This is a genomic window from Aeromicrobium phragmitis (genome assembly GCF_003674095.1).
Taxonomy (GTDB): Bacteria; Actinomycetota; Actinomycetes; order Propionibacteriales; family Nocardioidaceae; genus Aeromicrobium; species Aeromicrobium phragmitis.
Genome location: NZ_RDBF01000008.1, coordinates 1 through 11,655, shown reverse-complemented (window position 1 = coordinate 11,655; position 11,655 = coordinate 1). Strand labels below are relative to the sequence as shown.

11 protein-coding genes are annotated in these 11,655 nt (G+C 70.5%); 9 read left to right on the top strand and 2 right to left on the bottom strand.

What is annotated here, in order from left to right:
- Nucleotides 1-2 precede the first annotated feature (2 nt).
- Nucleotides 3-1,040, bottom strand: coding sequence for a uroporphyrinogen decarboxylase (gene hemE / locus D9V41_RS11175; protein ID WP_121794658.1), 1,038 nt, complete (start codon nt 1,038-1,040; stop codon nt 3-5).
- 70 nt (nt 1,041-1,110) lie between these two features.
- Between hemE and D9V41_RS11170 the strand changes: the two genes are divergently transcribed.
- The 4 genes from D9V41_RS11170 to D9V41_RS11155 are packed head-to-tail and all read left to right on the top strand — an operon-like array spanning nt 1,111 to nt 4,739.
- On the top strand, nt 1,111-1,710 hold the full coding sequence (locus D9V41_RS11170) for a DUF3000 domain-containing protein (RefSeq protein ID WP_121794657.1): 600 nt from the start codon (nt 1,111-1,113) through the stop codon (nt 1,708-1,710).
- Nucleotides 1,707-2,945, top strand: coding sequence for a ribonuclease D (locus tag D9V41_RS11165; RefSeq protein WP_121794656.1), 1,239 nt, complete (start codon nt 1,707-1,709; stop codon nt 2,943-2,945). Before D9V41_RS11170 ends, D9V41_RS11165 begins: the two co-directional genes overlap by 4 nt.
- 13 nt (nt 2,946-2,958) lie before the next feature.
- The gene (locus D9V41_RS11160; protein ID WP_121794655.1) at nt 2,959-4,137 is read left to right on the top strand and encodes a serine hydrolase domain-containing protein; all 1,179 of its coding nucleotides are present in this window, start codon (nt 2,959-2,961) and stop codon (nt 4,135-4,137) included.
- Entirely contained in the window at nt 4,125-4,739 is a 615-nt protein-coding gene (locus D9V41_RS11155; protein WP_121794654.1) for a hypothetical protein, read from the top strand. Before D9V41_RS11160 ends, D9V41_RS11155 begins: the two co-directional genes overlap by 13 nt.
- A 319-nt stretch (nt 4,740-5,058) precedes the next feature.
- Here the strand turns inward: D9V41_RS11155 and D9V41_RS11150 are convergent, their stop codons facing one another.
- Entirely contained in the window at nt 5,059-6,021 is a 963-nt protein-coding gene (locus D9V41_RS11150; RefSeq protein WP_121794653.1) for an aldo/keto reductase, read from the bottom strand.
- A gap of 32 nt (nt 6,022-6,053) precedes the next feature.
- On the opposite strand from D9V41_RS11150, the gene D9V41_RS11145 reads away from it, so the two are divergent.
- From D9V41_RS11145 to D9V41_RS11125, 5 genes are read left to right on the top strand one after another with little or no spacing between them, the layout of a single operon-like run.
- Complete coding sequence (locus D9V41_RS11145) at nt 6,054-6,419, top strand: hypothetical protein (RefSeq protein WP_121794652.1); 366 nt, start codon at nt 6,054-6,056, stop codon at nt 6,417-6,419.
- 40 nt (nt 6,420-6,459) lie between these two features.
- Nucleotides 6,460-8,760 carry a protein translocase subunit SecD gene (gene secD, locus D9V41_RS11140; RefSeq protein WP_121794651.1) on the top strand — a complete coding sequence of 767 codons (2,301 nt, stop codon included), beginning with the start codon at nt 6,460-6,462 and terminating at the stop codon, nt 8,758-8,760.
- An 18-nt stretch (nt 8,761-8,778) separates the two neighbouring features.
- Nucleotides 8,779-9,072, top strand: a complete 294-nt coding sequence (locus D9V41_RS11135) for a TM2 domain-containing protein (RefSeq protein WP_121794650.1) — start codon at nt 8,779-8,781, stop codon at nt 9,070-9,072.
- Between the two features lie 56 nt (nt 9,073-9,128).
- Nucleotides 9,129-10,502, top strand: a complete 1,374-nt coding sequence (locus D9V41_RS11130; protein WP_121794649.1) for a cystathionine beta-synthase — start codon at nt 9,129-9,131, stop codon at nt 10,500-10,502.
- Nucleotides 10,499-11,650, top strand: a complete 1,152-nt coding sequence (locus D9V41_RS11125) for a cystathionine gamma-synthase (protein WP_121794648.1) — start codon at nt 10,499-10,501, stop codon at nt 11,648-11,650. Before D9V41_RS11130 ends, D9V41_RS11125 begins: the two co-directional genes overlap by 4 nt.
- Nucleotides 11,651-11,655: the final 5 nt, after the last annotated feature.

Genomic DNA, 11,655 nt, shown 5'->3' with positions numbered 1-11,655 from the left:
GGTCAGGCCACCGGGTACGCGTGGACGAAGTCGACCAGCCGAGCGAGGGCATCGGGATCGGTGGCGGGAAGGACACCGTGCCCCAGATTGAACACATGACCGCGAGCGGCGCGCCCGCCCTCGATGATCTGCGCCGCGCGCTCGTGCACGACCTCGGTCGGTCCGAACACGAGCGTCGGGTCCAAGTTGCCCTGGAGCGACCGCTCAGGTCCGACGCGGCGGGCCGCCTCGTCGAGCGGCACCCGCCAGTCCACGCCGACGACATCGGCCCCGGCCTCACCCATCGCGCCGAGCAACTCGCCCGTGCCCACCCCGAAATGGATGCGCGGCACGTCGAGATCGGCGACCGAGTTCAGCACCGTCGCCGAGTGCGGCTGGACGTACGTGCGGTAGTCCTGCAGCGACAGCGCACCGGCCCAGGAGTCGAACAGCTGGATCGCCGAGGCGCCGTGCTGGACCTGGAGCCGCAGGAACTGACCACCGATCCGCGCGATGCGGTCGAGCAGCGCGTGCCAGAGCTCCGGGTCGCTGTACATCAGCTCCTTGGTCCGCCGGTGATCGCGAGAGGGCCCACCTTCGATGAGATAGGACGCCAGCGTGAACGGCGCTCCGGCGAAGCCGATGAGCGGCGTGCCGCCGAGTTCGCCGACCAATGCCTCGACCGCGTCGGTCACCGACGTGACGTCCTCGGGTTCGAGATCGCGCAACTGATCGAGCTGCGCGGCGCCGCGCACGGGTTCGGCGACCACCGGACCGGTTCCGGCCACGATGTCCAGATCGACGCCGATGGCCTTGAGCGGGACGACGATGTCGGAGAAGAAGATCGCCGCGTCCACGCCGTATCGGCGCACGGGCTGCATCGTGATCTCGACGACCATGTCGGTCCGGAAACACGACTCGAGCATCGGGACGCCTTCTCGCAGCTTCCGGTACTCCGGCAGCGAGCGGCCGGCCTGCCGCATGAACCAGACGGGTGTGTGTGCGGGCTGCTCACCACGACACGCGGCGAGGAAGGGACTGCTGGCGATCGAGGTGCTCACACCTCGAGTCTCTCAGGCACCGCCGCGTGTCGAGGGTGGAGGTGGGCCCGATCCGGCCTAGGATCGCGGTGTGGCAGCCCGAAGCGAGATCGACGGCGTGCCCGCAGCGTTCGCGCGGGCCGTCGAGCAGATCATGCGGGCGCACGCCCGCCCCGAGCTCACCGTGGAGGTCATGCCTCCACCGCAGCGCATCGCGCCCTACGCCCATGCCATCAGCGGCGACCTCACCGTCGACGACGAGGACGTCGCCACGGGGCGCTTCATCTGCCTCCACGATCCGGCCGGCCACGACGCGTGGCAGAGCACGTTCCGGTGCGTGACGTTCGCGAAGGCCGACATCGACATCGAGATGGCCGCCGATCCGATGCTCACCGAAGTGGGCTGGAGCTGGCTCACCGACGCGCTCGAGGCCGTCGGTGCCCACCACCATGCCGCGAGCGGCAGTGTCACCGTCGTCCGCTCGGACAGCTTCGGTCAGATGGCCGAGGACGGCAGCAGTGCGCAGATCGAGGTGCGCGCGTCGTGGTCGCCGGCCGAGAATGACGACCTCGGACCGCACGCGGACGCTTGGATGCATCTGCTCGCCGAGCTCGCGGGCCTTCCACCCGTCGCGCCCGGCATCGTGCCGCTTCGACGCACCGGACGCCGCGGCTCAGGGGTGGTGCGGTGACCGCGCCGGACGCCGGAGCCACGCCCGACGACGCCCCCGAGGAGGCGCCGCTTCCCCGTCTCGGCTTACGCGAGCCCCTCGGCGACGTCATCGACGACGAAGACGAGTTGGCCCGCGCGTGCGCGGAGATCTCGCTCGCCTACGGTCCGATCGGCCTCGACGCCGAACGCGCCTCCGGCTACCGCTATTCACAGCGCGCCTACCTCGTCCAGGTGAGGCGCGAGGGAGCCGGCACGTTCCTCATCGACCCCACCGCGTTCGACGACCTCACCGATCTGGGCGAGGCGTTCGGCGAGGCGGAGTGGATTCTGCACGCTGCGACCCAGGACCTGCCGTGCCTGGCCGAGGTCGGTCTACGGCCCACGGCGCTGTTCGACACCGAACTGGCCGGGCGCCTGCTCAACCTCCCGAGGGTCGGCCTGGCGGGACTGGTCGAGCACTACCTCCACATGAGCCTGGCCAAGGAGTTCTCCGCCGCCGACTGGTCCACCCGACCGTTGCCCGAGCCCTGGCTGGAGTATGCGGCGCTCGACGTCGAGGTGCTCGTGGAGTTGCGCAACCTGGTCGAGGCCGACCTCGAACGCACCGGCAAACTGCCGTGGGCACTCGAGGAGTTCGAGGCCCTGTTGACCTTCACCGGGCCCGCCGAACGCAGCGAGCCCTGGCGCCGTACCTCGGGCATCCACAAGGCGCGCGGTCGCCGGGCGCTGGCCGTCGTCCGTTCCCTCTGGCAGACCCGCGACCGGATCGCCCAGCAGCGCGATGTCACGCCCGGGCGGATTCTGCCCGACTCGGCCATCCTCGAGCTCGCGATGTCCCCGCCGCAGGATCTGAGCCAGTTGCGTGCCTCGCGACCGATGCGCGGACGTGGCCCCCGGCGGTTCCTCGACGAATGGCACGCGGCGATCGAGGAGGCGCTCTCGCTCGACGAGGCCGACCTGCCCAGCGCCGGTCAGCGCCACGACGGTCCGCCACCCCCACGCGCCTGGGCCGAGAAGAACCCCGCCGCCGCGGGGCGGCTTCAGCGGGCGAAAGCCGTCGTCGTCGAACTGGCCGAGCAGTACGACCTGCCCAGCGAGAACCTGGTCTCCCCCGGTTTCATCCGGCAACTGGCATGGGAGCCACCGAGCGTCATCGATTCCGACACCGTGGGCGAAGCCTTGACCGAGCTCGGCGCCCGGCGCTGGCAGATCGGTCTCGTCGCCGGTCCGGTCAGCCAGGCGCTGCGCGAGTGATTACGCTGAGCCGATGACGACTGCGCCGTCTCGCCGGGCACCCACCGTCGACCCGCGCTTCGCGGCGGTCGACGACCTGCTGCAGCGCAACGTCGAGGACGGCGTCGAGCTCGGCGCCAGCCTCTGTGTGATCCGCGAGGGCGAGGTGCTCCTCGACACCTGGGCGGGCTGGACCGATCGCGAGCGCAGCGTCCCCTGGCAGCACGACACCCTCACCCCGATGTGGTCGACGAGCAAGACGCTCGTCAACCTCGCGACGTGGATGCTCCACGACGACGGCGTCCTCGACGTCGACCGGCCCGTCGCGCACTACTGGCCCGATTTCGCCCAGCACGGCAAGGGGGAGGTCACGGTCCTCGACGTGCTCGCCCACACCTCCGGGGTCCCGGCGTGGAGCCCGAAGATCACCGTCGACGATCTGTACGACTGGGAACGCAGCACCGCCGACCTCGCCGCCTCCGCCCCCTGGTTCACCCCGGGCTCGGCGCCCGCCTACCAGTTGCTGAACCAGGGCCACCTCCTCGGCGAAGTCATGCGCCGCACGACGGGGCTGCTTCCCGGTGAGATCGTCGCCCAGCGCATCGCCGAGCCGCTCGGGGCGGACGTGCACATCGGCCTGGGTCCGGACCACGACGCCCGCGTCGCTCCCGTCGTCCCGCCGCGCCTGATCGAGCTCGATCCCCAGGACCCGGACGGCGTCGCGGCGCAAGCACTGCTGCGCCCGTTCGTCCACGTCCGCGAATCGGCCACCGAACGGTGGCGCCGCGGCCAGATCCCGGCCGCCAACGGCCACGGCAACGCGCGCGGCGTCGCGCTGGCTCAGGCGGCGATCTCCCACGGTGGCGAGTTCGGGGGCGTCCGACTGCTGCGACCGGCCACCGTCGAACGGCTGCTGACACCGCACGTGAGCGGCGTCGACCTCGTCCTCGGGCTCTCGCTGACCTTCGGGCCGGGCTGGGCTTTGGCCGGTTCGCTACCGTCGGCAACCGCGCCGGGCCGACGTTGCTACTGGGGTGGCCTGGGCGGATCGGTCGTCGTCAACGACGTCGCCACCGCCACGACGATCGCGTACGTCATGAACCGCCTACGGTTCGAACATCCCGTCGGCGGCACGCCCCGCGTCACCCGGCCGTGTGGTGACTCGCGCTTCGACGCGTACCTCGCCGCAATCGACGGAGCATGGAAGGACTGACGGTGGCCGACTTCGACAAGCCCGCACTGCCCGGTCAGAACCTGTTCGATGTCCAGCCCGATCCTGCCTCCGATCCGTCGGAGGCCACCGCGGCCGGCCATCGCATCGCCAACCTGCTCGTCCGCGGGACCAAGGAGCCCGCGGCCGAGGACCAGGAACTGGTCGACCGCGTGCTGCACCTCGCTGACGAGGAGGGGCTCGGCGTGATCGCCGAGCTGTGGTCACGCGCCGCGGCGGATTCGCTTGCGGGTGCCTTGTGGCGTCTGTACGTACTGCGCACCTGGGTGCATCGCCAGCCCGACCGCGCGGCTCACGAGTTCGCCCTCGGCAAGGCGTACGCACCCGTGCAAGAGGTACTCGCCGGCGTCGTCGAGCCTCCCGGCCCCCAGGAGGTCGTCGCGCTCGTCGACACCGTCGTGCGGGGCATCGTGAGCGAGAACTTCGACGTCACCCTCGACCGTGCGGCGGCCTTCGCGCACATCGTCGGAGTCGGCCGGGCGCAGGCCGAGGACGGCGACGCGCACAGTGGGGCGCGGCTCGTCGACACGGCTCGCGCGTTGCGGCGCGCCGCCGAACTCGAACGCGCCGGCGCACTGTACTGATCGGCACGCCGGGCGGGCTCCGCGAGCGGTGCATTCGTGGCCACGAGTGGTGCAGATTCGGGGCCGGCCGCGGCTGTTCGTGACGCTATTGCACCACTCGCGGCCTGCCCGTGCGGGCCGGAGCCTGCGTGAGAAAGGGGCGCCGGGTTGGGAGCGCCTCACGGCGCGTGGCCGCTCGTAGCGGCTTATGTTGGGACCCGGGGCTACCGCAACCCGGCGCTGTCTTCAGCCTAACCGCCCGCTGGTCGTGCTCAAGGGCGGGAGGCGCATGTCATACGTGCTGAGGGCCGGAGCCCTCGAAACGTATGACGCACGGAAGCTACGGCGCGAAGGTCGTGTAGCTCTGCTCCGGCCGGCCGATCGCGGCGAGCGCCTCGAGGTCGTCCTCGGTGGGCTCCCAGCGTCCGGCGGCCGCATTGGCCGCGATCTGCTCCGGCTTGGTCGCCCCGGCGATGACGCTCGCGACCTGAGGCTGCGCGGCCAGCCCGCCGATCGCCACGTCGAGCAAGGACACACCGCGCTCATCGGCGAACGTCTGCAGCGCTTCGATCCTGTCCCAGTCGGCCGCCTCGTAGCGGGCCCGCTGCTGCGCCAGGCGCGTGCCTTCGGCGGGCGACTCGTCGCGGCGGTACTTGCCGGTCAGGAGTCCGTACGCGAGCGGGAAGTACGGGAGGATGCCGACGCCGAGGTGGCGGCACGCCGGGGTGAGCTCGATCTCGGCGGTGCGGTTGTAGAGCGAGTACTCGTTCTGCGCGGTGACGAACGAGGCGACGCCCTCGGTGCGGCTGATCCAGTCGGCGTCCACGAGCTGCCAGGCCTGGAGGTTCGAGCAACCGACCGCGCGGACCTTACCGGCCTGCACGAGTTCGTCCAGTGCGCCGAGGGTCTCGGACAGCGGCGTGGCTGGGTCGGGGGTGTGGAACTGGTAGAGGTCGATGACCTCGACGCCGAGACGCCGCAGACTCGCGTCGCACGCCCGGTGCACGTACTCGCGCCGGCCGCGGGCCCCGCCGTCGTCGCCGTTGGCGCCCTGCATGTCCATGCCGAACTTCGTGGCGACGACGACCTCATCGCGACGTCCGCGCAGCGCAGCCCCCAGCAACTCCTCACTCGCACCGAGCCCGTACACGTCGGCGGTGTCGAAGAAGGTCACTCCGTGCTCGAACGCGGCATCGACCACCGCCTGAGTCTGCTCGGCGTCGACGCGGACGCCGAAGGCGTTGCATCCGACTCCGACCGGGCTGACGACGATTCCGCTGCGACCGAGTGTGCGTTGTGCCATGACGTCAGCGTACGTGCGGTTAGACTCGCCGGGTGCGTCCCACCCGACCGACCGTGCGCGGGATCGCCGCGAGCTGCGCGGCGGTCCTCGTGGCTTTCCTGGTCGCGGTCTCGTGGCCCGGCGCGGCCGCGCACGCACGCTCGGCGTCCAGCGCTCCGTCGGCCTCGGTGAATCTGGGTGACGGCCCCTCGGCCACGCCGCGCGCCGCCGGCCTCCAGCCGGACTCTGCCCACGACCACGAGGCCACGGCGGCCGGCGACCACGATCCGGCCATCCTCGGCGCCGGCGTGACCCTGGCCCTCGCCTTGCTCGGCCTGCTCGCCCTGGTGACGGTGAGCGCGGCCGAAGGGCGGCTGCACGCGGCTGCGCGCGGCCGGGCGCCGCCGGCGTTCGCGTAGTGTCCGCGCCCGCTGTCCCGCCTCACCCGAAAGCTCTTCCATGACCATGACCCCGTCGCGCTGGCGCGCGATCGCCGCGCTGTTCGTCGTCATCCTCGCCGGGCTCGCTGCCTGGTACTTCCCGCCCAACCTCGGTCTCGACCTTCGCGGCGGCACTCAGATCGTCCTCGAGGCCGAATCCACCGAACGCGTCGAAGCCGACGCCGAAGCCACCGACCGCGCACTCGAAGTCATCCGCGGCCGCGTCGATGCCCTCGGCGTCTCCGAGCCCACCCTCGCCCGCTCGGGCGAGAACCGCATCATCGTCGAGCTGCCCGGCGTCGAGGACCCGCGCAAGGCCGCCGAGGTGATCGGTCAGACCGCCACCTTGGAGTTCCGCGAGGTCATCTCCCCGGCCACCGCCGAGACGCAGCCCGAGGAGGGTCAGGTCGTCCTGCCCGACGAATCGGGCCAGCAGTTGCTGCTCGCGCCGCCCAGCCTGGACGGCAACGGCATCAGCGACGCGCAGGCCGCGCAACCGCAGAACAGCATCGGCAGCTGGGTGGTCAACGTCGACTTCAACGGCGAGGGCCGCGGGCCGTGGTCCGATCTCGTCAGTTCCGCCTGCGCGAACGCCGCCGGCGGTCAGCGCATCGCCATCGTCCTGGATCAGCAGGTCATCTCCTCACCGCAGATCCAGCCGGACCTGTGCGCGAGCGGCGGCGGCAGCACGACGAGTATCACCGGCGACTTCTCCTCCTCGGAGGCGGCCGACCTCGCCGTGCTGATCAAGGGCGGCGCGCTCCCCGTTCCGGTGGAGATCATCGAGCAGCGCACGATCGGCCCCACGCTCGGCGCGGCAGCCATCGACGCCTCCTTCGAGGCCGCCCTCATCGGCCTGGCCCTCACCGGTCTGTTCATCGTCGTCATCTACCGCGTCGTGGGTTTCATGGCCACGATCGCGTTGGGCATCTACACCCTCATCGCCTACGCCATCCTCGTGTGGCTGGGAGCCACCCTCACCCTGCCGGGCATCGCCGGCTTCGTTCTCGCGATCGGCCTGGCGATCGACGCCAACGTCCTGGTGTTCGAACGAGCGCGTGAGGAGTATCAGGAGAACCCGAAGTCCGGGTTGCCACCGTCGCTGACGACCGGCTTCAGCAAGGCCTGGTCGGCGATCATCGACTCCAACATCACGACGATCCTCGCCGCGGTGCTGCTGTTCATCTTCGCCACCGGCTCCGTCCGCGGTTTCGGCGTCACGCTCACGATCGGCGTGATCGCCTCGATGATCTCCGCGCTCGTGGTGGCCCGGGTCCTCGCCGAATGGGCCGTGCGCCGGGTGCCCCTGCGCGACCACCCGCGCGCCAGCGGCATCGCGGGCACCGGCCGGGTCCGCACCTTCATCAACGAACGCGGCCCCTTCATCGTCAAGCGCGCCGGGCTGTGGGTCGGCGTGACCGCCGCCGTGGCGATCGTCTCGCTCGTCGGCGTCTTCGGCAAGGGCCTCAACCTCGGTGTCGACTTCACCGGCGGCCGCATCATCGAGTACTCCACCGCACAGCAGCCCGACGTCGACGAGATCCGCTCGGCCGTGAGTGACGCGGGCTTCCCGAACGCCGTCGTCCAGGAGTCGTCCGGTGACGGCGGAGACTCCAACGTGACCGTCCGCACCGAGGACCTCAGCGACGAGGAAGCCGACCAGGTCCGCGATGCGGTCGCCTCGGTGTCCGGCGACGTCGAGCAGATCCGCGACGAACAGGTGGGACCGAGCCTCGGCAGCGAGTTGCGCACCAAGGCGCTCATCGCCTTCGCCATCGCGCTCGGCGCACAGATGCTGTACCTGGCCTGGCGGTTCCGCTGGACGTGGGCGCTCTCGGCCCAACTGTCGCTCGCCTCGGTCGTGCTGACCGTCGTCGGCATCTTCGCCTGGTGGGGCAAGACCATCGACAGCGTGTTCCTCGCCGCGATCCTGGCGATCATCGGCCTGGCGGTGAACGACACCATCGTCGTGTTCGACCGCATCCGAGAACACACCGGACTCCGCTCGGGAAGCAGTCTGCGCGCCACCGTCAACGAGGCGATCTTGCAGACGATCCCGCGCACCATCAACACGAGCCTCAGCGCGCTGTTCATCCTCGGCGCGCTCGCGGTCCTCGGTGGTGATTCGCTGATGGACTTCTCGCTGGCGATCATCTTCGGTCTGGTCATCGGTATCTTCTCGACGGTCTTCACGGCGTCCTCGCTCGCGGTGCTGCTGGAGGAGCGCTGGCCGTACGACCCGGACCGTGATGAGAAGAAGCAACAGGTCGATCCGTACGCCTACGTCGACAACGGGCGTGGCGACGGAGCGGTCCTCTGACCCCCTAGGCTGGCGACCATGACGACACCACCGCCCGGCTGGTGGGGCCCCTCCCCCGAGGCGCCCTACGGCCGCCACCCCGTGACCGGCGTGCCCTATTCGGACAAGTCGAAGATCGTCGCGGGTCTGCTGCAGATCCTCATCCCCCTCGGGATCGGACGGATGTACGCCGGCCACGTGGGTCTCGGCGTCGGCCAACTGGTGGTCACCATCGTCACGTGCGGCATCGGCGCACTGTGGCCGTTCATCGACGGCATCGTCATGCTCGTCGGCGACCCGACCGACGCGAACGGGCGACCCCTGCGCAGTTGACCCGCTCACAGCCCGGGCCGCGGGCCCCGGCTGTGAGCGGGTGCGACAATGGACGCATGCCGATCGCCAATCACGTCGTCGACCTCATCGGCGGCACTCCCCTGGTCCGCCTCAACTCCGTCGTGCCATCGGGAGGGGCGACCGTCGTCGCCAAGATCGAGTACCTGAACCCCGGCGGCAGCGCGAAGGACCGCATCGCGGTGAAGATGGTCGATGCCGCCGAAGCCAGCGGCGAACTGAAGCCTGGCGGCACGATCGTCGAACCCACGTCCGGCAACACCGGCGTCGGCCTGGCGCTCGTCGCTCAGCAGCGCGGCTACACGTGCATCTTCGTCTGCCCCGACAAGGTCAGCGAGGACAAGCGCAACACGTTGCGGGCGTACGGAGCCGAGGTCGTCGTGTGCCCGACGGCGGTCCCGCCCGAACACCCGGACTCCTACTACTCGGTCTCCGACCGCCTCGTGCGCGAGACGCCTGGCGCCTGGAAGCCCGACCAGTACTCCAACCCCGCCGGCCCCGAGTCGCACTACGAGACGACCGGCCCGGAGATCTGGAAAGACACCGACGGGACGGTCACGCACTTCGTCGCCGGCGTCGGCACCGGCGGCACGATCACCGGTGTGGGCCGCTTCCTCAAGGAGCAGAACCCCCAGATCCGGGTCATCGGCGCCGATCCGGTCGGCTCCGTCTACTCCGGCGGCACCGGCCGCCCCTACCTCGTCGAAGGTGTCGGCGAGGACTTCTGGCCCAGCGCCTACGACCCCTCGGTGCCCGACGAGATCATCGCCGTCTCCGATGCCGACTCCTTCGAGATGACGCGGCGGCTCGCGCACGAGGAGGGGCTGCTGGTCGGCGGCTCGTGCGGCATGGCCGTCGTCGCCGCGCTCCGGGTGGCTCAGGAGGCCGACCCCGATGATGTCGTCGTGGTGCTCCTTCCCGACGGCGGCCGCGGCTACCTGTCCAAGATCTTCAACGACGACTGGCTGGCCTCGTACGGGTTCTTGCGCACACCGCTGTCCGGAAAGCCCGGCACCGTGTCGATCGGCGACGTGCTCCGCCGCAAGACCGGCGACCTCCCGGCTCTCGTGCACACCCATCCCTCCGAGACCGTTCGCGACGCGATCGAGATCATGCGTGAGTACGGCGTCTCGCAGATGCCCGTCGTCGGACCCGAGCCGCCGGTGGTCATCGGCGAGGTCGCCGGCAGCGTCAGCGAACGCGAACTCGTCAGCGCGGTGTTCGAAGGCCGCGCGTCGCTGACCGACGCGGTCGCCGATCACATGGAGCCCGCGCTGCCGCTCATCGGCGTCGGCGAGGACCTTCAGGCCGGCCTCGACGCGCTGAGCGACACCGACGCCGTCATGGTGGTCGACGAAGGCACACCGCTCGGCGTCCTCACCCGTCTCGACCTGCTGGGAGCTCACGTATGACGCATTCGGACGACTCCGGTTTCGCGACCCGCGCCATCCACGCGGGCTTCATGCCCGACCCGGTGACCGGGGCGGTGAACGTCCCCATCTACGCGAGCTCGACGTTCGCGCAGGACGGCGTCGGCGGCATGCGCAGCGGCTACGAGTACGCCCGCACGGGCAACCCCACGCGCACGGCGCTCGAGTCGACCCTCGCCGCGCTCGAGGGCGGCCGCTTCGGCCGGGCGTTCGCCTCGGGCATGGCCGCCACCGACACCGCGCTGCGCACGCTGCTGCGCCCCGGCGACCACCTGGTGATCCCCGACGACGCCTACGGCGGCACGTTCCGGCTCATCGACAAGGTGTTCACGCAGTGGGGCGTCACCTACACCCCGGTCGCCGTGAACGATCCCGATGCCGTGCGGACGGCCGTCCGCGAGACCACCAAGGCCATCTGGATCGAGACGCCCACCAATCCCCTGCTCAACATCGGCGACATCGAGGCGGTCGCCGCGATCGCGCGCGAGGCTGGAGTCCGGCTCGTCGTGGACAACACGTTCGCGTCGCCCTACCTGCAGCAGCCGCTGTCGCTCGGCGCCGACGTCGTGCTGCACTCCACCACCAAGTACATCGGCGGTCACTCCGACGTGGTCGGCGGCGGGCTCGTCACCGACGACGAGGAACTGGACGCGGGCTTCGCCTTCCTGCAGAACGGCGCGGGCGCGGTGCCCGGCCCCTTCGATGCCTACCTCACCATGCGGGGCGCCAAGACGCTGGCCGTCCGGATGGACCGGCACTGCGACAACGCCGAGGCGGTCGTGGACCTGCTGCTCGGCCATCCGTCGATCGCCCAGGTGCTCTATCCGGGTCTTCCCGAGCACCCCGGCCACGAGGCGGCGGCACGGCAGATGCGTCGCTTCGGCGGGATGATCTCGGTACGTCTCGCCGGCGGCCGGGAGGCGGCCCTCGACTTCTGCTCCCGCACGAAGATCTTCACGCTCGCGGAGAGCCTCGGTGGCATCGAGTCGCTCATCGAGCATCCCGGAGCGATGACGCACGCTTCGACGGCCGGTTCGGCACTCGAGGTTCCCGACGACCTCGTCCGGCTCTCGGTCGGCATCGAGGACATCGACGACCTCGTGGCCGACCTCGAGCAGGCGCTCGCCTAAGCCTC

Coding starts and splice junctions, on each gene's coding strand:
- D9V41_RS11160 (WP_121794655.1), top strand. CDS start 2,959: ATGACGACTGCGCCGTCTCGCCGGGCACCCACCGTCGACCCGCGCTTC.
- D9V41_RS11135 (WP_121794650.1), top strand. CDS start 8,779: ATGACGACACCACCGCCCGGCTGGTGGGGCCCCTCCCCCGAGGCGCCC.
- D9V41_RS11130 (WP_121794649.1), top strand. CDS start 9,129: ATGCCGATCGCCAATCACGTCGTCGACCTCATCGGCGGCACTCCCCTG.
- D9V41_RS11125 (WP_121794648.1), top strand. CDS start 10,499: ATGACGCATTCGGACGACTCCGGTTTCGCGACCCGCGCCATCCACGCG.
- D9V41_RS11155 (WP_121794654.1), top strand. CDS start 4,125: ATGGAAGGACTGACGGTGGCCGACTTCGACAAGCCCGCACTGCCCGGT.
- secD (WP_121794651.1), top strand. CDS start 6,460: ATGACCATGACCCCGTCGCGCTGGCGCGCGATCGCCGCGCTGTTCGTC.
- D9V41_RS11150 (WP_121794653.1), bottom strand. CDS start 6,021: ATGGCACAACGCACACTCGGTCGCAGCGGAATCGTCGTCAGCCCGGTC.